Source organism: Reichenbachiella carrageenanivorans, assembly GCF_025639805.1.
Classification (GTDB): domain Bacteria; phylum Bacteroidota; class Bacteroidia; order Cytophagales; family Cyclobacteriaceae; genus Reichenbachiella; species Reichenbachiella carrageenanivorans.
The window spans coordinates 1,190,657-1,214,541 of sequence record NZ_CP106735.1; the positions used below are offsets into that span (position 1 = coordinate 1,190,657).

Annotated in this window: 18 protein-coding genes and 1 tRNA gene; 8 read left to right on the forward strand and 11 right to left on the reverse strand. The window is 42.0% G+C overall.

Annotated features, from left to right (window positions below; all coding sequences use genetic code 11):
- The first annotated feature begins 24 nt into the window (after positions 1 to 24).
- Both porV and N7E81_RS04690 read left to right on the forward strand, forming a co-directional pair.
- Positions 25 to 1,245 (forward strand): type IX secretion system outer membrane channel protein PorV, encoded by a 1,221-nt coding sequence (porV, locus tag N7E81_RS04685; protein WP_263052125.1) that lies wholly within the window; start codon positions 25 to 27, stop codon positions 1,243 to 1,245.
- Complete coding sequence (locus tag N7E81_RS04690; protein WP_263052126.1) at positions 1,245 to 2,513, forward strand: M16 family metallopeptidase; 1,269 nt, start codon at positions 1,245 to 1,247, stop codon at positions 2,511 to 2,513. The genes porV and N7E81_RS04690 overlap by 1 nt, the downstream gene beginning before the upstream one ends.
- A 24-nt stretch (positions 2,514 to 2,537) precedes the next feature.
- On the opposite strand, the gene N7E81_RS04695 is transcribed toward N7E81_RS04690, so the two are convergent.
- Together N7E81_RS04695 and hemA are read right to left on the reverse strand one after the other, a co-directional pair.
- The gene (locus tag N7E81_RS04695; protein WP_263052127.1) at positions 2,538 to 4,673 is read right to left on the reverse strand and encodes a WG repeat-containing protein; all 2,136 of its coding nucleotides are present in this window, start codon (positions 4,671 to 4,673) and stop codon (positions 2,538 to 2,540) included.
- 71 nt (positions 4,674 to 4,744) lie between these two features.
- Positions 4,745 to 6,025: a glutamyl-tRNA reductase gene (gene hemA / locus N7E81_RS04700; protein ID WP_263052128.1), complete on the reverse strand. Its 1,281-nt coding sequence runs from the start codon at positions 6,023 to 6,025 to the stop codon at positions 4,745 to 4,747.
- 186 nt (positions 6,026 to 6,211) lie between these two features.
- Between hemA and guaB the strand changes: the two genes are divergently transcribed.
- The gene (gene guaB, locus N7E81_RS04705; protein WP_263052129.1) at positions 6,212 to 7,681 is read left to right on the forward strand and encodes an IMP dehydrogenase; all 1,470 of its coding nucleotides are present in this window, start codon (positions 6,212 to 6,214) and stop codon (positions 7,679 to 7,681) included.
- Positions 7,682 to 8,179: 498 nt separating this feature from the next.
- Entirely contained in the window at positions 8,180 to 8,596 is a 417-nt protein-coding gene (locus tag N7E81_RS04710; RefSeq protein WP_263052130.1) for a globin domain-containing protein, read from the forward strand.
- A gap of 91 nt (positions 8,597 to 8,687) precedes the next feature.
- Here N7E81_RS04710 and N7E81_RS04715 read toward each other — a convergent pair whose 3' ends face one another.
- Together N7E81_RS04715 and N7E81_RS04720 are read right to left on the reverse strand one after the other, a co-directional pair.
- The gene (locus N7E81_RS04715; RefSeq protein WP_263052131.1) at positions 8,688 to 11,525 is read right to left on the reverse strand and encodes a BamA/TamA family outer membrane protein; all 2,838 of its coding nucleotides are present in this window, start codon (positions 11,523 to 11,525) and stop codon (positions 8,688 to 8,690) included.
- A gap of 2 nt (positions 11,526 to 11,527) precedes the next feature.
- The gene (locus N7E81_RS04720) at positions 11,528 to 12,676 is read right to left on the reverse strand and encodes an aminotransferase class V-fold PLP-dependent enzyme (protein WP_263052132.1); all 1,149 of its coding nucleotides are present in this window, start codon (positions 12,674 to 12,676) and stop codon (positions 11,528 to 11,530) included.
- Positions 12,677 to 12,726: 50 nt separating this feature from the next.
- Here N7E81_RS04720 and N7E81_RS04725 point away from each other — a divergent pair, with 50 nt between their 5' ends.
- Positions 12,727 to 13,053, forward strand: coding sequence for a Rieske (2Fe-2S) protein (locus N7E81_RS04725; RefSeq protein ID WP_263052133.1), 327 nt, complete (start codon positions 12,727 to 12,729; stop codon positions 13,051 to 13,053).
- Between the two features lie 215 nt (positions 13,054 to 13,268).
- On the opposite strand, the gene N7E81_RS04730 is transcribed toward N7E81_RS04725, so the two are convergent.
- From N7E81_RS04730 to N7E81_RS04740, 3 genes are all read right to left on the reverse strand, one after another.
- Positions 13,269 to 13,350, reverse strand: a tRNA-Leu gene (locus tag N7E81_RS04730).
- Positions 13,351 to 13,404: 54 nt separating this feature from the next.
- Positions 13,405 to 14,124, reverse strand: a complete 720-nt coding sequence (locus tag N7E81_RS04735) for a 3'-5' exonuclease (protein WP_263052134.1) — start codon at positions 14,122 to 14,124, stop codon at positions 13,405 to 13,407.
- 19 nt (positions 14,125 to 14,143) lie between these two features.
- A complete protein-coding gene (locus N7E81_RS04740; protein ID WP_263052135.1) occupies positions 14,144 to 15,034 on the reverse strand; it encodes an MBL fold metallo-hydrolase in 891 nt (296 codons plus the stop codon).
- Positions 15,035 to 15,372: 338 nt separating this feature from the next.
- Between N7E81_RS04740 and N7E81_RS04745 the strand changes: the two genes are divergently transcribed.
- On the forward strand, positions 15,373 to 15,963 hold the full coding sequence (locus N7E81_RS04745; protein WP_263052136.1) for a dTDP-4-dehydrorhamnose 3,5-epimerase family protein: 591 nt from the start codon (positions 15,373 to 15,375) through the stop codon (positions 15,961 to 15,963).
- Here the strand turns inward: N7E81_RS04745 and N7E81_RS04750 are convergent.
- Complete coding sequence (locus N7E81_RS04750; protein WP_263052137.1) at positions 15,947 to 16,852, reverse strand: Gfo/Idh/MocA family protein; 906 nt, start codon at positions 16,850 to 16,852, stop codon at positions 15,947 to 15,949. The two genes, N7E81_RS04745 and N7E81_RS04750, sit on opposite strands and share 17 nt — an antisense overlap.
- Before the next feature lie 357 nt (positions 16,853 to 17,209).
- On the opposite strand from N7E81_RS04750, the gene N7E81_RS04755 reads away from it, so the two are divergent.
- Positions 17,210 to 18,232 (forward strand): hypothetical protein, encoded by a 1,023-nt coding sequence (locus N7E81_RS04755; protein ID WP_263052138.1) that lies wholly within the window; start codon positions 17,210 to 17,212, stop codon positions 18,230 to 18,232.
- Position 18,233: 1 nt separating this feature from the next.
- A complete protein-coding gene (locus N7E81_RS04760) occupies positions 18,234 to 19,541 on the forward strand; it encodes a flippase (RefSeq protein ID WP_263052139.1) in 1,308 nt (435 codons plus the stop codon).
- Here N7E81_RS04760 and N7E81_RS04765 read toward each other — a convergent pair.
- From N7E81_RS04765 to N7E81_RS04775, 3 genes are all read right to left on the reverse strand, one after another.
- Positions 19,531 to 20,391 carry a glycosyltransferase family 2 protein gene (locus tag N7E81_RS04765; protein WP_263052140.1) on the reverse strand — a complete coding sequence of 287 codons (861 nt, stop codon included), beginning with the start codon at positions 20,389 to 20,391 and terminating at the stop codon, positions 19,531 to 19,533. The genes N7E81_RS04760 and N7E81_RS04765 overlap by 11 nt on opposite strands.
- 123 nt (positions 20,392 to 20,514) lie before the next feature.
- Positions 20,515 to 23,133, reverse strand: coding sequence for an ATP-dependent chaperone ClpB (gene clpB, locus N7E81_RS04770; protein WP_263052141.1), 2,619 nt, complete (start codon positions 23,131 to 23,133; stop codon positions 20,515 to 20,517).
- Between the two features lie 18 nt (positions 23,134 to 23,151).
- Positions 23,152 to 23,466, reverse strand: a complete 315-nt coding sequence (locus N7E81_RS04775; protein WP_263052142.1) for a hypothetical protein — start codon at positions 23,464 to 23,466, stop codon at positions 23,152 to 23,154.
- Positions 23,467 to 23,885: the final 419 nt, after the last annotated feature.

Below are 23,885 nucleotides of genomic sequence, written 5' to 3' on the forward strand. Positions count from 1 at the left end.
TTTGCACGTTAATATTTTTAATCTATGACAACGACAACAATCAAAAGAATCTTGCTTGCCTCGATTCTTTCACTACCAGGTTTCATGGTCTCTGCACAAACTCAAGTGACAGGACAAGAAGGAGCCGACGACAGAAGGGTAATCACCACAGCGGTTCCATTCGTAAGTTTCGCCCCAGACTCAAGAGCATCGGGCATGGGAGATGCTGGTGTAGCAACTTCTCCAGATGCCAATAGCGTACACTGGAACAACGGTAAACTAGCCTTTATTGAGCACAACTATGGTGCTTCACTTTCTTACTCTCCCTGGCTGGGCAAGATAGTAGACGACATGTCGTTGACCTACCTATCGGGCTATTACAAACTCGACAGAATCCAAACCTTGGGTCTATCCATGAGATATTTTGATTTAGGAGAAATCCACCTTACAGACCTAGAAGGGTCTCAACTAGGTATAGAAAACCCAAGAGAAGTAGCCTTCGACGGTACTTACTCTAGAAAACTCACCGAAAAAATAGGCATCGGAGTAACAGCCAGATATATCTGGTCCAACCTCGTAGGCAGTGGTACCAATGCGGCTAAACCCGCTAGCAGTTTTGCGGTAGATCTCGGATTTTATTACACCAATCCAATCGTGATCGGAGGCAAAGATTCTGAGATCTCGTTTGGTACGGCCATTACCAACATCGGTCAGAAAATGACTTATGGTACACAGTCAGATGCCGATTTTATTCCCATCAACTTGAGAGTGGGTACTGCCCTCAAAGTAGGACTAGATGCTTTCAACTCGCTAACTTTTGCTTTAGACTTGAACAAACTCATGGTGCCTACTCCTCCGATCTATGATGAAAATGACGATGGGTCTCGCAATCAAGACAACAATGGCAACGACATCATCCTAAAAGGAAAAGATCCAAATAGAAACCTAATGGCTGGTATGTTTGGCTCATTCACAGATGCACCTGATGGCTTCTCGGAAGAGATGCAAGAGATCATGATTGCCACTGGCGTGGAATATTGGTACAAGGAATTGTTTGCCGCTCGTCTGGGCTATTTTTATGAAAACAAAAACAAAGGGGGCAGACAATACATGACACTAGGATTAGGGTTTAGGTATCAAAAATTTGGGATCGACTTCTCTTACTTAGTGCCTGGAGACAACAACCACCCACTAGCAGAAACCATTAGATTCTCACTATTGTTCAACTTTGACAAAGCTGAAGCACAAGATACCACGCTGAATTAATGTTAGACAGAACCCTTGCTCCACCTTCAGGAGAAATCGTATTTGGAGGACTACCTGCCGTCAACCAGCAGACTTTACATTCGAACACTTCCCTTTTTTGGCTCCAGGCTGGCGATCAGCCCGTTGTCAAAATCGAACTGGTCTTTCAGTCGGGCATTTGGTTTGAATCTAAAAAATCTACCTCATGGCTGGCCATTAAAATGCTAGTCGAAGGAACCCAAAACAAGACGGCAAAAGAGATCACTGCTGGTTTTGAAAAACTCGGTGCATTTCTAGAGATAGGAGCTGGTTTTGACGATGTATCTATATCTGTATATGGGCTGAGAAGAAACTTCGATCAGGTTATTTCTCTGCTCAACGAAATCATCAATGAACCTGTATTTCCTAAACGTGAATTCGAAATTCTAAAATCGAACCGCAAGGATCAGATTATCCTCAATGACAACAAAAGCAATTTACTTGCTTCCAAAAAACTGAGAGAAGCCATATACGGCTCTTCCTTTCCTTATGGTCAGGCATTGGCTGCTACAGACATAGAGGCCGTCAGTTTGGAAGAAGTTAAAGCTTACTACCAAGAGCGGTTATTTTACCAGCCTAAAATCTATATGGCTGGCGATATAGACGATCAACTTGTCTCATGTCTAAACTCACAACTGAACATCCCAAAAGCAACACCTACTACTGAGCGACCCATCGAATTCCAGTCCGACCAACATGATATTTATGTAGCCAAAACAGGCAGCATGCAATCATCTATTCGCATAGCTTGGCTGGTGCCAAACAAGCGATCAGAAGACTATTTCAACTATCAAATAGCCAATAGCTTACTGGGGGGGTACTTTGGCTCACGACTAATGAAAAACATACGGGAAGAAAAGGGCTACACTTATGGCATACATGCCTATCCTGTACATCTCAAACACAGTTCATTTGGAATGATTGCAGGAGATGTAGTGGCTACTCATACACAAGACACCTTTACGGAAATCAAATCAGAAATAGACAAATTGCTGAATGAACCCATTCCTACTGAAGAAGTAGAAGTGCTGACTAACTATTTAGCTGGTTCGTTTTTGGCATCTATCAATACCCCTTTTCAGCTAATGGATAAGTTTAAAAAGATAGAAGAAGCTGATTTAGACGATGCCTATTATGACAGATATTTTGATGCACTGAGAACCATCGACGAAAACCAAATCAAAACAGCCATCGAAAAGCATTTTAACCCTGCAGCGGCATACACCACTATCGTAGGGCTCAATCAATAGTTTCTACAAATGTTAAGGAACAGCTTATTCTTCTGCTTTAGGGTCTGTTTCTAAGCAGATGTATCTACCATGAGATATTTCACGGATGCTGTAGTATCTAAGTGGTATGCTGTACCTGCCCGTGGGATCTATGAGACCCGACAACCCTCTTCGCTCCACGATAAAATGATCATCCATCGTAGGTCGTATGTCTGTGTATGAAGGCTGAAGAAGCTGCTGACCTGCTTGATTGAAGAGTCCCATTTTACCTTCTTTTTTAACCAACAAAAAATCGTGCGTTGTCGTTTGAATCGTGTCAAATTCTATTTTGATTTTTTGGCGCTCTTCTGCATCTATTGCTCCAAGCTTGCCCACCCTACTTACGAGCGCAATACCATTCTTAAAAGGGGTAACTTCAGTATAAGTAGGTTGGATCAACAAATGTTCTTTCTTATCAATAAACCCCCACTTACCATTGAGTTTTACTGCTGCGAGTCCAGACGTAAAGGGCTTTGTCTTTTCATACCGGTTCGCAATGAGTAGCCGCTGACCAAAATCCACAAATCCATATTGTCCATTTCGTTTGATACTAATAAAACCATCATTCACATGGCAAATTTCCTGTGTTTCCTTAGACAAAGGCAAAACCCAAAAACCTTTGAAATTGATCAGCCCCACTTTATCTGCTTGCTGCACCACAGCATACCTTCGGTTCATTGGTTCAGAAATGCTATCATATTCGGGGTAAAGGATTATTTCGCCCAGATGGGATACTAAGCCTTTATGACCTTCAGCTGTCGTCTCCAGGTAGCCAAAGAAATTTGGGGAAAGCTGATTATAAGTCTGAAAAAGTACTTCCCCTCGATAGTTGATCAGGTCTGTACGTCCGCGTTTGGTGACTAGCGCCGTATTGACCTTCTCTATCTTTATCCGATCATAATTAGGCTCACCTATGAATTCACCAAACTGGTTTATGATTCGGCGAGAGCCTAAGTAATTGACTTGTGCTATGTTGCCAACGAAAACGCCAGCCTCGTCAAATTTTGCTGAAATGGCCATTTTCCCCGAATGATCGATATAACCCCAATAACCCATCCGTTTGACAGGAATCAGATTATTACTTCCTGTCAATAAACTATCAAAACGTAGTTTTGATAGACTCGAGCCAAACTTATTGAAGATACTCCACTGCCCTTCGAACAGGCCATACATATAGCTTTCGTCAAATAATAGCGTATCAAAGCCTGGCGCATACACTGGTTCACCATTGTACTTGATGATTTGGTATTTATCATTGGTTTTAAAAATCACATTTTTGCGATAAGCAGATAAATGATTCAATGCCTCTCCTCTAAAAATGGGGTCGAAGTCTACATTGAGTATCTCGAAATAATCATTACGAACAATGGCCAACAAGTCTGAAGAAATCTCCAAAATAGAATCACAATAAAAATCATGGAGAGATTCGTGGCTGGCGTCAATGATTTGATACTGCTTAAATGGTTTTACAGTTTGTCTATCTACTATTTTCTTATACAACGGTTTGTGCAAGACTGTACCAGCAGAATCTATCGCTCCTATTTTTCCTGATTTGAAAATCAACGTATAGCTTTCGGAAACAGGAGCTATGCTATCTAACGTTGCTTCAACTTTGATCGTTCCGCTTTTGTGAATGATTCCCTTGCGTTGACTAGACGTAGTAAATACAAAAAGACCCTCTTTGAAATAAGAAATATTGGCAAAATCCGTAGCAAGCAGCTCTTTACCCTGCTGATCCAACAAGCCATAATATGACTTTCCTTTTCGACGCACGGATACGATAATCAGATCGTGCAATGGCGTAAGTGAGTGATACTTAAAATCGACTACCACATGACCCTTCGAGCTAATCACACCATAAAAAAGTTCGTTGGAATACTTGCTCTTGATAGAAGCCACGATCAAGTTTTTGTGCTGTGCTTCTAGCGAATAATAAAGTGGCGGGGTTATTACCTTGTTTTTCACCGAGATCAGACCCCAAGCACCTTGCTTATATCCTATCACATCATTCACAGGAAAACTAAACCCCTTGGTCCAGCCCAGTTGGTCATAGTTGGCAGGAATCACTGTATTTCCTTCAGCGTCTTTGAGCCCTGTTTTGCCCTTCTCCTCATAAAAGTCAATAGAAGATTGGCACAACACAATTTCTGATTGAAGTTGTATGAAGGCTGTAAGAAGAAGAGGTATTAAATAAGAGGCGTATGACCTTATGCTCACTCTTTTGATTTGATTTTTTCCGACTGTTCTTCTAGGTTGAATAGGTCATTGAGCACTTCTATCAGCGAATCGGCTTCCCCTCTCTGGCAAGCAGCCTTGAGTTGCAATACGGGAAGCTTAATGATCTTTTGCATGATATTTTTGGTCACTTTGTCAAGCAGCTCTGTTTCGGTCTCGTTGGCTTTTTTGAGATAACGAGCCATTTCTGTCTGACGGATGTCTTCTAATGCATTTTTGAGTTTATTGATCACTGGAGAAACTTCCATTTCTTTGGACCAATTGCCAAATTCTGCAATGGCTTCGGCAATGATGGCTTTCACATCAGGTATTGCAGCCAGTCTCTTTTCAAGTGCTTGTGTAGCCTTCGCCTGTATACCATCGATATTATATAACAATAGCCCATTGACCTCCTCTATATTCTGGTCGATACTTCTAGGGATCGACAGATCAAAAAGGTATTTATGACTAAGAATTTTATGAGCAGCAAAAGTCGATTTTGTAATCAGTGGTGTATCCACCCTCACAGATGAAATAATCACATCTGCATCGAGAATCGCTTGCTCATGTGCATCGAATGGCACTACTTCAAAACCCAACTCTACCGCTAGTTCATTGGCTTTCTCTATGCTTCTATTGCAAATGAAAACTCGCTTGTCCGTGATACGCTCTAGGTTACGAGCTACATCTTCGCCTATCTCACCCAAACCCAACACCAATATGTTTGGTTGCTGATGAGCCGTAGTCAATTCGTCGATTAGATCTACCGTAGCATACGATACTGATGCAGCACCATCTCTAAAGGCTGTTTCCTGTACCACACGTTTATTAGTAAAAAATATAGTATGAAGCAATCGATGTAGGAATGGTCCTACTATATTTTGATCTGCAGCAATTTGATAGGCCGTTTTTACCTGATTGATGATTTGTAAATCACCTACCACCTGAGCGTCTAACCCCATAGACACATTGAATAGATGCGAGACCGCCCCATGATGTTCATTGAGATTAGAAAAATATTTTTTGTAGTCCGCAATATTAAACATGCCTTTCACCACGCCGATCAATTTAATAATCGTTTCGTAATGATCCGTAGGTGAAGAGTAATAAACCTCTGTGCGGTTGCAAGTGGAAATTATTAAAGCTTCAGAAATGTCGGCATAGTCCTCTACCATCTCGAGAAGTCGCTTGCTCTGCGCCTCATCGAATGCTACCATCTCCCTCACTTCTACCGGGGTGTTCTTATAAGATAAACTTACTGCTTTGAATTGATTGTGCATACCTTATTATTCCTAGCAGCAAAATTAAACTAAAAACGAAAAGAATAGGTGACGAGAATCATACACCTCCTTATTTAGAATTGTTTTAAATAAAATTGCGATTTAGAAAATTATTCTATTCGTTCATGCCGATTCTAACCATTTTGACCCTAGTTTTGCACGGCAAATAAAAACACCTATTTGCACATGCATTTCGACAGTTCTAAATTGGTTTTTGAAGCACTCACCTACGATGATGTGCTTCTACTCCCAGGGTATTCAGAAGTATTACCAAGAGATACAGACACAAGTACTTATCTCACCAAAAACATCAAATTAAATATTCCTTTGGTTTCTGCAGCGATGGATACCGTCACCGAAACTGACTTGGCTATAGCCATGGCATTAGAAGGTGGTATTGGTTTTATTCACAAGAATATGACCATCGAAAAACAAGCCGCACAAGTCCGCAAGGTCAAAAGATCCCAAAGCGGGATGATACTTGATCCTGTGACCTTGCATGGCGATGCCACTGTAGGCGATGCGCTAGCAGCGATGAAGGAGCATAAGATTGGTGGTATACCGGTAATCGACAAAGAAAAGAAGCTCGTTGGTATCATTACCAACCGAGATCTCAGGTTTCAAAAAAACAAAAAACTCCTGATCAAAGAGATCATGACGAAAGACAATCTAATCACCGCCAAAGACGGAATTGGACTGGAAGGAGCTGAAGAGATTCTACAAGAGCACAAAATTGAGAAACTTCCTATTGTAAATGACTCTGGTGTAATGACTGGGCTCATCACATATAAGGATATTCTTAAAAACAAGGACAAGCCTAATGCTTGTAAAGACGAATTCGGAAGGCTGAGAGTAGGTGCAGCCGTGGGTGTAACTCCGGATATCGAAGCCAGAATTCAGAAACTGATCGAAGCAGGTGTAGACGTAGTGTCTATCGATACTGCGCATGGTCATTCCAAAGGTGTAATAGATACATGCAAAGCCATCAAAAAGGCTTACCCAAACCTGGACGTAATAGTAGGAAACATCGCCACAGCCGAAGCAGCAGTAGCTCTCGCCGATGCAGGCGCCGATGCCATCAAAGTGGGTGTAGGTCCTGGTAGTATTTGTACGACTAGGATCATCGCTGGTGTAGGCATGCCACAGCTATCTGCAGTATACGAAGCAGCCAAAGCCGTAGAAGGTCGAGGCATTCCAATTATTGCCGACGGTGGCATCAGGTTTTCGGGAGACTTTGTAAAAGCCATCGTTGCTGGAGCCAATTGTATTATGATTGGGTCCTTGCTAGGAGGTACAGAAGAGGCTCCTGGCGATGTAATCATCTACGAAGGAAGAAAATTCAAAACTTACCGAGGTATGGGTTCTGTAGAAGCCATGGAAGACGGATCTAAAGACCGCTACTTCCAAGATGCAGAAGACGATGTGAAAAAACTAGTACCAGAAGGTATCGTAGGTCGAGTGCCATACAAAGGCATGGTAGCAGAAGTGCTTTATCAATTGACTGGTGGTTTGAAAGCTGGTATGGGCTACGCTGGAGCATCTACTGTAGAGCAGTTGAAAAAAGGCAAGTTCGTGAAAATCACTGGTGCTGGTATGGCAGAATCTCATCCACACGATATTCAGATCACAAGAGAAGCACCGAATTATAGTAGATAATGCCAGTCTAAAACATTGAAGTAAAAGGGCAACTTGATTGTATTCAAGTTGCCCTTTTTTAATATAAACCATTTTCAACATTCGTTTTGAGCCTTTACAATTAAGCCGAAGAACTTGCTTTATTGATAAAAAAGAAAGCCATGCTGACAAAGCGAAAACGAACACATGAGTAATGGAAATGCAACGAGAAAATGCTTGACACTAATGAATCACTCCACACATTTTGCTGTCTAACCATACAAGACATGCCTTACAGCAACCTAATGCTCCACCACAAAAACAGCCCAAATTCTACCTAAAAGCCATTTTGTTGTTCATTTCCTGTCAATTGACAGGTTTGATTCTGTCATAAAAATCACGTGTACTTGTCATCAGCCATAGTAATGCCGATGTGCCCCTGGTAGTTTTGTCTTACAATTTTAATATGAGAAAATGCTTACACTCGGGGTATCGGGGATGCCGATACTCCGAATTTTTCGAAACTAAAATTTAGAAATCATGACAAACACAGTATCAATTACCCCTTACAACAAGCGATTGGTTCGTGCCACCTTCTGGATGGTAGAGTCCAAAACCGACGAAGCAGCCAAGGTGTTTTATTCCAAACTTTTCGAAATGAGTCCAGAGCTCAGGCCGCTTTTCAAAGGTAATATGCAAATGCAAGGAAGAAAGATGATGGAAATGATCAGTACGGTAGTCAAAGGACTAAATACTCTCGACGTATTGGCTCCCCTCGTACGCAACATGGGGCGTAGACATATGACCTATGGCATTCGCTCAGAGCATTACAACATGGCCGCTGCGGCACTGATGTATTCGCTCAAAGAAGAACTTAAAGAAAACTGGAACGAAGAGGTAGAAGCTGCTTGGCTCGAAGTTTACGAAACTCTCTCAGATATCATGCAATCCGCTTAAATTATGAATTTCAAAAAATATGTCCGTGTGGCCATCAGCCTTATTTCTTATGCTTTATTGATGTTGCTCATTATAGCTGGGTGAATAGAGTCTAGAAAGTGACTCCCCCAAAAATAATTTCAAAGACCCTATCATCAATAGTTGGCAAATAGCTGTATCGTACACCCATATCGATTAGCGGTAATAGTCTAAACAAATTGAAATTGAAGGAAACTTCAGCTCCATATGACTTCAAGTCATGATCTGACTCCATGGGAGTATCATTTCTCCCAATTCCATAATCATAAAACCCATTGATGTAAACCCGTCGAAGGTTGAACACAGGCCCTAAATGCCAATCCATATACGCCAAAGGCATTTTGTAGTTGAACGATAAGTTGACAAAATGATCGTACGAACGATAACTATAGCCTCTGGTAAACGAGATAGAGCTGGCAAATTGATATTCTGAATTATCGTCTTGTTGATAACCTCCAAGCAGTCGCACCGAGTGATGTCTGAATAGGCCTGGAAAATACAAATTAGTCTGTACCGAAAATTGCTCGCTTTGGTAATCGCCACCAAATGGTGTCTGTTTGTAATTCAACACCAACGTTTGCCCCCACTGGCTGTTAAGATCTAAATAACTTCTACTCAGCAATCGCTGAAACGAGGCTTTATATATCATACCGATCAACTCTCCATTTCGTACAAATCGTGGATCCATCACAGGCACATCATAATTTTGTACTGCGATATAATCTGTGCTTACGCCTAACTCCACCTTACGGTAATATTTCGAATTGGTGAAAAACAAAGGCAGCCTCAGTCCCACTTTGATTTCGCTTTCATCCCAACTGTACGTTCGAATGCTATTCTGACCTACTACATCCACCGTACGAGCCCCATACCCAAAACTGGCATCGAGGATCGGGTACCATGCCTGATAGCTCCCCGCAACTACAAATCGCCACACATTTTCATCATTGTTGTAGGTCGCATTCGCCGACAAGGTCGAAGTTTGTAATACATCTTTGGAAAACATCCCAATGGTGTAGGTATTGTTGATCGGCAGGGTACTGAGACCCCAAGTGTGTGGGCGAACAGACCTCAAGAGCTTTTTGTACTTGGTGATTTGATATGCCGAATCTGAGTAGTTATAAAGCACACCTTCATGACCCTCTTGCTCCACCATGGGCTCTTGAAAATCGAATCCTACATATTTTACCTCTTCCTTTTTCGTCCAGCTATCAGGCGATACCTGTACAGCTGCCATTTCAAACCCATCAGCCGTATATTCATTATACAGTAGTTCTCCTGTCTTAGACATTCTAGGACTAAATGCTCCAAATCGAGAACTGGTGACTTGATAATTTTCTTTGCTCTTGATGTTCTCCGCATAGATGTTGTCTATACCATTGTGATCAGTGGCATAGTAGAGCCACTCACCTTGAAGTATAGGTGTTCCTAGGTTTTCCTTATCGGAAAAATATAACGTCCGTTCTTCTCCTGTCTTTATATCTTTTAAAATAACTGCTTTGCCTTCCCCCTCATTTTTCAGCAATACCAAATGTTCATCTCTATCGTCAAATTGCGGCACAGAATACATGCTATTATCTGGGTTTTCGAAAGACTTGATCAACTGCCCATTTTGAGCATCCAGCAAATGAATTTCGAATTGGCCTTCTACAGATTGGTCAATGGCTACTAGCCACTGATTGTTGTGAGAGATGGTAGGTGCGGCATATTTTGATTGGTCTGTGAGGCGCGTCATTTTTTTGGATTTCAAATTCAGTTTTTTAATGACCGAATAAGTACGTCGCTGCCAGCGAGGGTCAAGTTCAAGCTCTGCCCATACTACCGTAGAATCATTAGAGCTCAGCGATTCGGGGTTTTGCCAATTACCCAATTTAAAAATGCTTTCTTCTTTACCTTGTTCATCTATCAACACCAATGAAGCAATATCTGAAAAACCCATTTTGATAGCGAGCACACGACCATCATAAACTCGGCGTGGGTAGTAATAGTTTGTGAAGTTTTTCTTTTCCTTATGCTCTAAAGTATCAAATGCTGTAGGCGTAATCTGATTCAGTTGATTCGTATAAAGCTGCTTTTGTTCAGCCAGCATTTCGTTGTAAGTAGGCACCAGATGCTTGCCCGATTCCTTTTTCATACTGTTGGAAAAAGTAAACGGGATATATGGTTGAGCAAAAGACCTCCCAACAATTCGATCCCAAACATCCGCACCAGTTTTATTTTTGAGATAGGTAGTCATCAGATACCCCGTCACATAGTGGTTTGGTACCTGATCTCTATAAGATTTCAAAAACTGTTTGTAATAATTGAACCCATCCTTTTCAATTAAATTGGCTTTGAAAGCCATCATAAAAGAAGGAATTCGACCACGACCAGAACGTCCAAAAGCCGTCTCTACGCCCACGGCATCCCCTTCGAAAAACCACTGCGGTGCCGCTGCCGCCGAAGCCAAAAATGGCCCATACTCACCCATCAGAGCATACAATACTTTGTTGAAAGGAGTAATTGCTTTTTCGAACTGCACCATGTGCCGATACTCATGCACTGCTAGCCGTTCGATCCATCGGTCATTGCCCTGCTGACGATAGCTCTGGGGCTCGAAAGTATAAAACTCCGAACGATACGGCGCAATCGTGACCATGCCATTGGATACCGCATACTGGTTTTGTAGCACCACAGGAAACTTTCGAGGCCTAGCTCCCAAAGAATGACTTGCCGGCTCATATACATTTTCCAAAATATTGGTGGTACGCTGCGCCTCTTCTTCTAACCCTTTCGGGAAAATAATGCGAAAATGCTCACTATTGATTTGCTGCCATTTGATAGAAGGCGGCAAATTGGGTAGTTCTTGGGCTCGAAGCCCAAAAGCCAAAAACACCAATACTAGTACTGAAAGCGCTCCCTGTTTCCACATATTTATAAAGCCTCTTTTAAAGCGCGAAGTAGTTTGTTCATGTCCTTTTCGTCGTTGTAAACGTGTGGCGATATCCGAATAAACTCCCCACGAATAGACACGCTGACTCGATGTACTTTGAGGGCTTTTGCCAAATGTTCCATTCTATCTTTAGGAAACTTGATACCAAACAAATGTGCCCCTCGGGCCTCTGCATCCTCCACATACAACCCCATTTTTTTAACCTCTTCTAGTGGGCCTGCAATCAAATCGGCACAGTAGTTCTGGATATTTTCTACACCCCATTGTCGCAGCTGCTTAATAGCCGTAATGAGCATAGGGTTGGCGATGAAGTTGCTCTGCTGTCCCATGCCATAGCGCAAAGCGCCTTCCTCATACTCGTCTTGGTAATTGACCAAATGGGCAAAATCACTGCTGTTTTTTCTGTTGATCCAATTTTGTTCGATGGGCTCCCCTTGGTCAAATCGAGGGCCATAATAGGCCAAACCACTGGTATATGGACCCATGAGCCATTTGTATCCCGCCACGATGAGTGCATCTGGTTTGATTTCTTGGATATCAAACGGATAAGCACCCACCGACTGAGTACCATCAATAATCATAGCCGCACCTACTTCATCACATCTTTTACGAATGGCTTTCAAAGCAAACAAAGTACCATCTGCCCAGTGTACATGTCCCAGGCTCACCGCTTTTGTTTTTTCCGAAATGGCGGCCAGTATACTTTCATTCCATTTGCGACCACGCTGGTTTTCGGTATCTGGAGGAACCACAAGTATCAGGTCAGCGCCATACTTTTCACAATGGCTTTTCCATGGGTATACATTACTTGGAAACTGGTCTTTGGTAAGCACTACATTTTCTCCCTTTTGCAAGGGAATGTTTTTGACTGCATTGCCTATCCCGTACGATGCCGATGGGATCATCACAATTCTATTGGGCTCTGAATTATTGATCAGGTCGGAGTAGAGCACGCGAAGTGTTTCGGCCTCTTTGAAGAAATCTTCTCCGGATATTTTACTCGGCTGGCGTTTGGCTTTTATGCCTTCTATACCCGCTATTTCTACTTTCTTGAGGAGCGGCGCCATGTAAGCGCAATTCAGATAAGCAAACTTTCTTTTGAGGTTGAATTTCTTTCTCTGGCAGTTCATAAGGTATTGTTGAATCGAAAGTTTAATATTAGAAAATAAAGCCCAATCCGATGAACAAATATCTAGTTTTCGAATCTAAAGCCCAGGCCCAACAGGTAATCCCACTCCATAAGATCAAAAAGATACGGATCGAAAATCAAGAACTTTGTTTGGCTCACACACCAAAAGGCTTCATGGCTTTCGCGAAGAACTGCCCCCACTTGGGTGAAGATTTGAGCAAAGGAAAAATCAATCCATTCGGCGAAGTAGTGTGTCCATGGCATAGCTACAGATTTAGCTTGGCCTCTGGCGAGGAATGCGAGAATCGATGGAAAACGCTAAAAACCTATCGGGCAGAATGGCAAGGCGAATGCCTTTATGTTTATTGGTCATCCTAAAGGACATAAAAAGGATGCAAAAATCAAGAAAAATTTAAAAGCGCAAAGCCATTACCCACATCGCCACCAATTTTTTGCCAGCCCTCTAAAGCAACTAATCTTTAAGTTGATACTCCTCTTTATAAGTTAAAAAGGGTGGTGTTTGAACATGAATTAGTAATCCGCCAACTATACAGACTGATCCAAAAAAACCAAACGGATTAGTCTGGGTCTAGTGCGCATGAGAGGACTCGAACCTCCACGCCCAAAAGCACTGCCACCTGAAGACAGCGTGTCTACCAATTTCACCACATGCGCGTGGACGGCAAATGTAGAAGAAATAATAATTATTGTTTAAACTCAAAAGGTTTTCTAATCCACAAATTGGATATGATCCTCAGTGATCAAAGTATGACCTTGGACTTTAAGGTAAACCTGTGCCGTAGCCAATACATCACGGTTGCAATAATGAGCAATGCGTTCCAAACCTTCTTCATGATAATAGACCCGATTGACATCACTCCCATCGATGTCGTCCTTGGGAGAAGGTATGCCGAACACTTCGGTGAGCAATGCCAAGGAAGTATAGCTTTTATAATCGCCAAACTTCCACATCTCCATGGTATCAAGGTGTTTGATCTCCCAGGGTTTTTTACCTGAGATTTGCAAATACGGCGGAAGTACAATGTCATTGATTATCATACGGCGACAGATATAAGGAAAATCGAATTCCTTAGCATTGTGCCCACAAAGCTGGATTTTAGTTTCATCCATCTTGTCGTGCAGTAGAGCCACAAACTCCTCTAGCAGTTCTTTTTCATCATCCGACCGAATGGCCTTGATACGAATATTGAGCTGGTCGTCTGCATCATGGTATAAGATGCCTACCGATATACAAACGATTTTTCCAAATTCGGAATATATTGCTGCTCTATCAAAGTATAATTTGTCAAGAGGTATTTCATCATCCTTTCTCAGAAAAGTGGTTTTCTTTTCCCATAGCGCCTGCATCCCTGGTGCTAGTGTTTCAAAAGAAGATGATCCAGATACAGTTTCTATATCAAGAAAGACAAGGTGTTTTAGGTTGTTCATATTAGGTTGGTTTTTACATTTAGCTTTCTTTTTTGGTCCAGTAGCGAACAAGTCCTGCCACGCTCATCCATGATGGATTGGCAGCTTCGTAGAGCTGAATAGCGGACTCACCTAGTCCTGCTTGGCGCAACTGCTCAGCCGTATAAGCCATAAATAGCGGTACCATTTCCTCATTAGAGAGGCCGGCGGCCATTTGTGTTTTGACCCATACCGCCCAGTCGTTTAGGATGTTTTCTAGGTCAGACAAATGGCTGTCTACGTTTTCGATTTTGTTGTAATGCGTCAGGTAGAGTACCTTGGGGTTGGCTTGTCGCAATCGTGCAATAGACGCTTGCCAATCCTCCAAGTTGATGTCTGGCGGTGGACATGGTGGCACTACAGGCCCTTGGTCTATTTTGACTCCTGCCACATCTCCGGTAAATATGGCCTCACCTACCTGCCAAGCGATGTGGTGCTTGGCATGGCCAGGGGTGTGCAGGCTTTTGATCGCGAGGTTGCCTATTTCAATGACCTGATCATCCGCCACCTGAATCAATTGGTCGGCGGGTATCGGTTTCATATCTCCCCAGAGTTCGTCCATTCGGTCTTGATAGATCCGCTTGGCCGACTCCATGAGTCGAGAGGGATCTTCCATGTTTTTTGCGCCGAAAGGATGCAAATAAATATGAGCACCTGTCTCCGCCAGCGCCCAAGCTGCACCTGCATGATCCAAATGGATATGGGTCAAAAATACGTGTTTGATGTCGCTGAGCTGATAGCCAGCCTGTGCTACTCCTCGTTTGAGCTGAGCAAAAGTGGCGTATGGGCCTGTTTCGATGAGCACAGGGCCATCCGCAGTCGGCAACAAATAGGAAGCAATGGTGTGTTCGAGATTCTGAAAATGAAGGTCTATAATTTCTATCTTGGGCATGGATCTGTAGTTTGAAATAAAGATAAATCAATTAATTCTTTTCTAGAGCGACCATTCCCAACAGGGCAAAAAAAAGTCCCAGGGAACCACCCCTGGGACAAAACTCAAAACATAACCAATCAACTAATCTCAATCGTGTGATTGAGCTCCGATGAAACCGTCAGTTTCATCGATTGTTAATCAATCTAAACTCGTGTAGCAATATCCAATCACCATGCCAAAAAGTATTAAGAAATGTTAAAATGGGTATTTTGCCTAGGAAAAAGGTGGGGGTATAAAAGTGGACTTGATGAGCGTGGCAATTTTCTGTAAATTCGCACTTCAATAAATACATAATCATGTCTAGTTGCTCTAAACTCATTGCTGGCAAATTAATTTACGAAGTTTCTGAAGTATGCATCGATGAAAAAACAGATTCAAGAGGATCATTTTCCGAGGTGTTTCAAAACCATTGGGACTCTTGCCTAGACCCTGTACAGTGGAGTGTGGTCAAGTCTGTACCTGGAGTATTTCGCGGTATGCACCTGCATAAACGCCACGATGAATATTTTAGTTTGCTGAGCGGTCACTGTCTGGTGGGTCTGATGGATCTTCGACCAGGTTCTCCCACAGAGGGCGTTTATTCTTTGTACGAGTTGTATGGTGCTGATATGAAGGCTCTTATTTTTCCAAAAGGATTGCTACATGGGTGGTACTTTTTTGAAGACTCCATGCACATACAGGCAGTATCCGAGTCCTATGTGGACTATGGCAAGGATGATAATTGGGGTTGTAGATGGGATGCTCCTGACTTGGAAATTCCTTGGCCGATGGATTCCGTTCATATGTCTTCTAGAGCAGAAGGGTTTCCTACTGTATCCGAGCTAAAATCAATGCTACAAGACTGGGAGCCCTTCAAAGACCAAAAAGACCCTATTTTGCAAGGGTGATCAACTGATCGATGACTTCGATGACTTCAAGTCCTTCTTGAAAATTACTCCGTGGTTTTGGGCCACCATTCAAATATTCTACAAATTCTTTTACCTCCAACCTTAGTGGTGGTGTAGGATCAAACGACCTTTTTTCCACCTCTTTTGTTCCTTGTTCCGATTGGTCATCTCCATAATGGATATCGATGTGCTTCACTTTTTCGTCTTGAAGTACCACTACACCTTTTTCAAAATGTGCGCGCACTTCTCTCCTTTTGTTTTCATAGCGATTAGACACTTCGAAAATACTATAGGGGTATTTGCCCAATACGGCATACATGCCCCGAATGGTACCTTGATGGTTTTCTACTACTGCATATTTAGGTTGAGGTATTTGTCCCAAGATGGCTTTTGTGATGGTGACGTCGTGCGGTGCTAGATTCCAAACACTATCTGTGTCTTTTCTTGGACTTGTCCAATTGGCTCGCGTAGATCGAATGCCTTTTAGTTTGCCTAGCTCGTTTGACTTTACTATTTCGGCTATTGCCAAAATACCTGGATGATATAGCCAGATATGCATCAGATAAACATGCTCATGCACAATGGCAGCAAGTGCCTTTGCATCATCCAAACTAGTGGTGAGCGGCTTCTCTAAAAAAATAGGCGTTTGAAGTGGCAACAACTTTTCAAGTACTTGGCGATGCGTGGTAGACGGGGTAGCGACTATGATACCGTCGTAGCTCACATCGGTAGGGCAGCCTTGGTGAAAAAAATCAATCCCAAGTGCTTTTACTTCATCAGGCACTGTGGGGGTTTCGTCGAATACAGTCACCTCGCATCCTAGATTTACTAATTCCGAAAGGATTTTCATTCCCCAAATGCCACATCCGACCAGTGCTATTTTTTTCATTTCTTTATCTTCGCTAGCTTTCTGTAAATATTAATCAAATATTGAAATTAGTGTCCAAACTTACACTTATTCTATTGGGAATGTTTTTTTGTGCGCAGATCGTAGGTATCATCATAGGAATATTTTCGGATACCAAGTATTTCTGCTGGGTTCCTTATGATCAAATTTCCAATTATTCCATTAATGTCAATATGGACGGTCGCTCACTTACTGATAAGGAAATAAAGGAAAGATATAGGAAATCGAAAACAGGCAGGGAGAATAGAAATATACATAATTTGATTGCACTCATAAAAAACTATGAAATCACATATGGATCTCTTGACTCAACTCAAGTTGCACTAGATTTTATAATTAATGGTCACCAAAAAGCTGTCTGGCTCTGGCCAGAAGATCATATTTATTATGAATAACAATACCCCAGCGAATATTTTATTGATTCTTCGACTTCTTGCTATCTATCTTCTTGTGATGCGTATGGATGTTTGGCATCAGCTGTACGATGGCTTGCCATATCTCCCATTTATCGATATGCTGAATCTGCTACCTACACTTCTCTTTTCCTCTTTTGTCTTTTTGATACTGATTGGAGGTGTCTCACTTATTACCCTTAATATCGAACCTAAAAAAGCTAGTTTAGTCATTGGTATTACTTTGATTCTTTTAGTTGCTTCTAGTATGCCTCTCTACAGTACTTCCCTTCTATACACGGGTTGTCTTTTTATTCTTTGCGGAATGTCGGGTAACTCGACATGGCCTTTCAGAATACAACTGACACTACTCTATATCGGTACGGCTGTCAACAAAGCATTGGACTTGGATTGGTGGAACGGTCTCTATATGCACCATTTCTCATATGAGGTTTTCTCCTCTCCATATTACCAAATATTAGACTCATCATGGCTACAGGATTATTTTGCCATTGGGCTTGGCATATTTACTTTCATGATAGAAATAATTTTAGCTGTACTAATACTTATTCCTAATAAAACCAGAATTGCCATTACTTTTGGGATGGTCTTTCATACTGGGATGCTCATTTATACCATGGGACAGTTGTCTTGGACTTATTTCTTTTTGATCTGTTTTTCATATTGGCTCATAGCCGAGAAAAATACTCTCATTGTACAAATACCGAGAGCTTCAAAATTTTGCATCCTCCTCAAAAAAATAGACTTGTTTAACTCTATTCGATGGTCTATATCTGACCATTTCGAATGCTATAAGGGACATCAAAAAGCACAAAATTATGTTTGGATTACTATTATGATACTCACTAGACATAGTACTTTATTTTTATCCATTTTTATTTTACTCATGATATCGACCCGCTTAACATACTGGACACAAGTATTAAACTACTTGATGGTAAACCAATAATATGCGTGACCTAATCAACAAAAAAACTGTATCAAATACCCTACACCTTTTATCAGAAAAAGGGATAACGGTAATTCTAACACTAATTACCAGCATATTAGTTATTAGGTATTTGGGACCTGCTCCATTTGGAGTCTTAAGTTATGCCATAAGCATAGTAGCGTTGGTATTGCCATTCGCAAATTTGGGATATTCGACTATCGTCATTAAAGAATTAGTAAATGATCCAGAAAACAGCCCGCAAATATTAGGTTCGTCAGCATTTGCCAGTTTGATCAGCTCTTGGCTATGCTATCTAGTGCTCATTGTCAGTAGCTATTTTTTGCTAGACTCACTTACCTACTCACTCGTTGTCATTTTGGCTTTCCGAATTTTGCTTAATTCTTTTACCTCATTCGACGACTATTTTCAAGCCAAAATAAAATCAAAATACAGTGCCATAGCCCGGAGCACAAGCCTTACACTCACATCATTACTAAAAGTAGTATTGATTTTAGGTTCTTCCACACTTTTGTGGTTTGCTGTGGCGGATGTCGTGCAGTTGGTGCTGATGATACTTCTCCTCGCTTACTTTTTCTTTAAAAAAACAGATCTTTCAATAAAACATTGGACAATAGATAAATCAACACTCAAAAGAATCGCTCATCACTCTTGGCCACTGCTCCTCAGCAATGCTTTTATTGCTATCAATTTCAAAATTGATCAGATAATCATTCATGATCTTTTAGACAATGAGCAAGTAGGTATTTATGCTGCCGCCGCGCAATTAAGTGAAGGTTGGTACTTTTTGCCAGTAGCTTTTTTGGGTTCTGTTTTCCCTCTTCTTATTGCAAATGCAAAACAATCCGCATCAAAGGTCAACGAAAACTTAAAGCAGTTGTGCTCCACCTTTTTCTATTTAGCACTAATCACATCTCTTTTGGTGCTCTTGACTGCGGACTGGGTATTGCCGTGGCTACTTGGCGAATCCTTCATGACTTCTGCAAGCGTATTGAAAATCCATATTTGGGCGAGTGTATTCAATTTTATCGGCCGACCCGTAACTAAGATGCTGATCATACAAGGTCTAACGCAATATCATCTATACATGCGCTTCTTTGCTGCACTAGTAAATATTGGTTTGAATTATTGGCTTATACCAATCTATGGAATCCAAGGGGCTGCTTATGCTACATTAATATCATATGCCTTCGGATCGTTTTTAGGATATGGGGTTTTTAAAGAAACTAGACCATATTTTGTGATTCAATTATCAGGTATGGTATTACCTTTCAAACTAATAGGTAAACTTTTTAAAGTTACCACTTAGGTTTGTATTTAGCGAAAATTTTCGCTGGAACCTCCCATAAGTCATAGCCTCTCACCAACAACCTTGAACTTCTCAAGTTTGCTCGTTCCTCTATAAGTCCCTCAAAAGCCAGTCGCTTAATCATATCTATTTCCTTTTCATTATTCAATTGCGCATAATATTTGACTAACTCTAAAACTCGTTCTTCGACCGAAAGACCGGGGTGCGAACCCCTTTTGAAATACAAAATGGTTAAATCTGACGATGATATTAAATTAATATAATCATGCCTAACAAATTGTTGCCACATATAAACATCTGTAGGGTAAACTGACGGGGTAGTTCGCCAACCATACGGCAGTTGTTTATAAAAATTTAGTGTGTGGCCTACTTGAGAAAAAAAGAAAGGTGCTTTATTCACAAACCTCAAGAGTGGGCTCGATTTTTTATATGTTCCAATAAAAGGTTTATAAAGAACAGTAAATGTGTCCCGTCGGTTTTCAGTGACTTTAATACTCGTATGTGCACAAAAATTATAAGATTGCAAGTGTCCATACATCTTCTCCACATGATCTGGTAGCATCAAATCTCTATCCAATAAATAGCAGACTATTTCACCTTGAGCGTGCTCCTTGAGTGCTTGATGTCTGTAAATTTCTCCTCGCCTTGGGCCCTTCGGATGGTCAAAAAATTTGATGCGATTATCCAATTTCTGCAAATCCAAAACAACTTTTCTTGTCTCTTCATCTACCCCATCTCCAATGATGAAAATCTCAAAATCTTGTTCGGTCTGATTTAGAATACTACCTACCGAATAGGGCAACAATGGCCCTCTTTCTTTGGTGGTAGGTACGAGTATAGTGGCTTTCATGATTGATCAATTATTTTATTGGTTTGCAATACTATTGCTAATCTAAGTTTTGTTTCGCTTTTAGACACAAAAAAACCCCACACAGAAAATGTGCAGGGTTTAGTACTTGAATGCGAAATCTTGTTACCCTTCTATTTTGACCTGATCGAGATTGATGAACTCAATATCATTTTGATCATTGAGTGTCATGCCGATCACGGCATCGTTGCTGATGGCTCCAGAGAGTATCTGCTTGGATAGCTCGTTGAGGATCAACTTTTGCATCACGCGCTTGAGTGGTCTGGCACCAAACTGTGGGTCAAACCCCAGCTCACCCAAACGATCCAATACCTGATCAGAGCTTTCAATCTTCATGCCATTCTCCGCCAATCGCTTTTGGATCTGCTTGAACTGGATACTCACAATCTTACGAATGTTTTCTCTGGTCAGCGGACGGAACATGATAGTCTCATCCACACGGTTCAAAAACTCTGGTCGTACCGACTGCTTCATCAACTCGAACACCTCTCGCTTGGTCTTTTCGATCACTTCAGCCGCATTGTCGGCGGTCAGCTTTTCGAAATTTTCCTGAATCAAGTGCGAACCAATATTGGTCGTCATGATGATGATTGTGTTTTTAAAGTTCGCTACGCGACCCTTGTTGTCTGTCAATCGTCCATCATCCAACACTTGCAAAAGCACGTTGAAAGCATCGGGATGCGCTTTTTCGATTTCGTCCAAGAGCACCACTGAATACGGCTTTCGTCTTACCGCTTCGGTCAGCTGCCCACCTTCATCATAGCCCACATACCCCGGAGGAGCACCGATGAGCCTACTCACCGCATGTCGCTCCTGATACTCCGACATGTCGATACGTACCATGGCATTTTCGTCATTAAACAAATACTCAGCCAGGGCTTTCGCCAATTCGGTCTTGCCCACGCCCGTAGTACCCAAGAATATGAACGATCCAATTGGACGATTCGGATCTTGTAAGCCCGCACGGCTTCTCCGCACGGCATCAGATATACTCTCGATGGCTTCCGCCTGCCCTGCCACACGATTGCCCAGCTCGTCTTCGAGGTGAAGCAGCTTCTCTCGGTCACTTTGTAGCATTTTTTGTACGGGGATACCCGTCCACTTGGCTACCACCTCCGCAATGTCTTCTGAACCTACTTCTTCTTTGAGCAAGGTGCTTTCCCCTTGCATCGTAGCCAACTGCACCTTAAATTCTTCGAGCTTTTTCTCGCTTTCCTGAATTTTGCCATATCGAATTTCAGCTACTTTGCCAAAATCACCTTCACGCTCGGCTCGATCAGCCTCTGCTTTGTATTTATCGATATTCTCCTTTTCGGTCTGAATCCCTGTGATTACTGCCTTCTCATTTTCCCACTTAGCTTTCAGCTCGTCTCTTCTTTCCGACAATTCGGAAATTTCTTTCGAAAGCACTTTTTCACGCTCCTTGTTCTTTTCTCTTCGAATCGCTTCTCGCTCTATTTCCAACTGCATGATTTTGCGCTGCAATTCGTCGAGCTCCTCTGGCAAAGAATCTATTTCGATTCTGAGCTTAGAAGCTGCCTCGTCCATCAAATCTATCGCCTTGTCAGGCAAATGACGGTCCGATATGTATCTGCTCGACAGCTCTACGGCTGCAATCACCGCATCATCTTTGATCCTGACTCCATGATGCACTTCGTACTTTTCTTTGATTCCTCGTAGAATAGAAATTGCATCCGTTTCGTTGGGCTCGTCCACGAGCACCGTCTGAAACCTTCGCTCCAGTGCCTTGTCTTTCTCAATGTACTTTTGATACTCCTTGAGTGTGGTAGCTCCGATAGCATGCAACTCACCTCTGGCCAAAGCCGGCTTGAGCAAGTTGGCGGCGTCCATGGCGCCTTCGCCTCCACCGCCAGCCCCTATCAAGGTGTGGATCTCATCTATAAACATGATGATCTCTCCGGCTGAGTCGGTCACTTCTTTGATCACGGCTTTGAGTCTCTCTTCAAACTCTCCTTTGTATTTGGCACCAGCCACGAGCAAGCCCATGTCTAGAGAATACAACGTTTTGGTTTTCAGGTTTTCGGGCACATCGCCATCTACGATACGCTGCGCCATGCCTTCTATAATCGCGGTCTTACCCACGCCAGGCTCACCCACGAGCATGGGGTTGTTTTTTGTCCGACGAGACAAAATCTGAAGTACTCTTCTGATCTCCTCGTCTCGACCGATCACGGGATCAATTTTTCCGTTTTTGGCCAGTTCGTTTAGGTTCAAAGAATACCGCTCCAAAGACTGGTAGTTCGATTCTGCGTTTTGACTATTCACTATATTTCCTCCTCTCAGTTCGTTGATGGCTAGTTCTAGGTCTTTTTGGTTGAAACCTGCTTCTTTCAAAATGCTGGCGGATTTTTCCTTACCAGCCAATATGCCCATGATGATGTGCTCGATGGCTACGTACTCATCCCCGCCTTTTTTGGCAATGGCTTCTGCTTTGGTCAAGGCTGCTACCGAGTCATTGGACAGGTAGGGCTGCTGACCCGAGACCTTGGCATAAGTAGCCACTTGTGCGGCTATTTTTTGTGCCAGTTGGTCTTTGTTGATTCCCAATTTTTTGGAAACAAAACCGATGACATTTTCATCAGATTCCAGAATAGCCTGGAATAGGTGCGCTGGCTCTATGGCCTGTTGGCCATTAGCCGAAGCCAGCTCGCCGGCTTTGTTGATGACCTCTTGTGATTTTACTGTATATATATTGAAATTCATGGTTGTTCTAATTTAGTATCAGGTCTCGATCAATTTTACGACCAAATCGATTTTCTTCGTTTTTTCGGTCATTCTGTCTCGAAAATTCCGTTTTTCACCCCATATCGAGTCATTCTGTCTCGAAAATGGAGGGAATTGCTGTTTGTGAGAGGTTCCTTCTACGTCTATTTTCCCATCTTTATATTTTGAAGGGAGCCGTTTTCCGTCTACTAGGGTTTGTTGGTATTGATCTAAGGCAGTTTGTTCGGGTTCACTCCAGACACCGTTGTCACCTACTACATAGCCTTTCAAAGTGAACCATGCTTGGACTTTTTTGACATTGATGGATGACAAGGTGTAGTCAACCCAATTAGAATTATTAATAGTAAATGGTTCAAGTTAATTTTTTATCTGAAATTTTCCAGTGACCTCGGAGGCGTTGGGTTCTCTACATCTTGCATTTCAATATACAAATTGATCAAACTATTCGAGGGATCGTCATTCTGATAGGCTACCCAAAAGCGTTTATTTGAGCAGAGATTAAAGTCATGTTCACAATTAGCGAACCTCTCAAAAGGAGAATGAATTGTACGAACAAATGACTTACTATTTACTTGATAGGAATATTTTAAAGAGAATGATTCTGGTGCTCCTGATGATGTGTAACTAACCAATATCCCAGAATCAAATGCATGATTGTTTATGCCTTTCTGTGCGTTTTCTGAGTCGATATCGAACCAGATTTTATAGCCAATAATACTCCCTGCCATTAT

Bases quoted from the DNA above. Each gene is read 5' to 3' on its own strand.
- porV (WP_263052125.1), top strand. From the start codon at position 25: ATGACAACGACAACAATCAAAAGAATCTTGCTTGCCTCGATTCTTTCA.
- N7E81_RS04690 (WP_263052126.1), top strand. From the start codon at position 1,245: ATGTTAGACAGAACCCTTGCTCCACCTTCAGGAGAAATCGTATTTGGA.
- hemA (WP_263052128.1), bottom strand. From the start codon at position 6,025: ATGCACAATCAATTCAAAGCAGTAAGTTTATCTTATAAGAACACCCCG.
- guaB (WP_263052129.1), top strand. From the start codon at position 6,212: ATGCATTTCGACAGTTCTAAATTGGTTTTTGAAGCACTCACCTACGAT.
- N7E81_RS04710 (WP_263052130.1), top strand. From the start codon at position 8,180: ATGACAAACACAGTATCAATTACCCCTTACAACAAGCGATTGGTTCGT.
- N7E81_RS04715 (WP_263052131.1), bottom strand. From the start codon at position 11,525: ATGTGGAAACAGGGAGCGCTTTCAGTACTAGTATTGGTGTTTTTGGCT.
- N7E81_RS04720 (WP_263052132.1), bottom strand. From the start codon at position 12,676: ATGAACTGCCAGAGAAAGAAATTCAACCTCAAAAGAAAGTTTGCTTAT.
- N7E81_RS04725 (WP_263052133.1), top strand. From the start codon at position 12,727: ATGAACAAATATCTAGTTTTCGAATCTAAAGCCCAGGCCCAACAGGTA.
- N7E81_RS04735 (WP_263052134.1), bottom strand. From the start codon at position 14,124: ATGAACAACCTAAAACACCTTGTCTTTCTTGATATAGAAACTGTATCT.
- N7E81_RS04740 (WP_263052135.1), bottom strand. From the start codon at position 15,034: ATGCCCAAGATAGAAATTATAGACCTTCATTTTCAGAATCTCGAACAC.
- N7E81_RS04745 (WP_263052136.1), top strand. From the start codon at position 15,373: ATGTCTAGTTGCTCTAAACTCATTGCTGGCAAATTAATTTACGAAGTT.
- N7E81_RS04750 (WP_263052137.1), bottom strand. From the start codon at position 16,852: ATGAAAAAAATAGCACTGGTCGGATGTGGCATTTGGGGAATGAAAATC.
- N7E81_RS04755 (WP_263052138.1), top strand. From the start codon at position 17,210: ATGGTCACCAAAAAGCTGTCTGGCTCTGGCCAGAAGATCATATTTATT.
- N7E81_RS04760 (WP_263052139.1), top strand. From the start codon at position 18,234: ATGCGTGACCTAATCAACAAAAAAACTGTATCAAATACCCTACACCTT.
- N7E81_RS04765 (WP_263052140.1), bottom strand. From the start codon at position 20,391: ATGAAAGCCACTATACTCGTACCTACCACCAAAGAAAGAGGGCCATTG.
- clpB (WP_263052141.1), bottom strand. From the start codon at position 23,133: ATGAATTTCAATATATATACAGTAAAATCACAAGAGGTCATCAACAAA.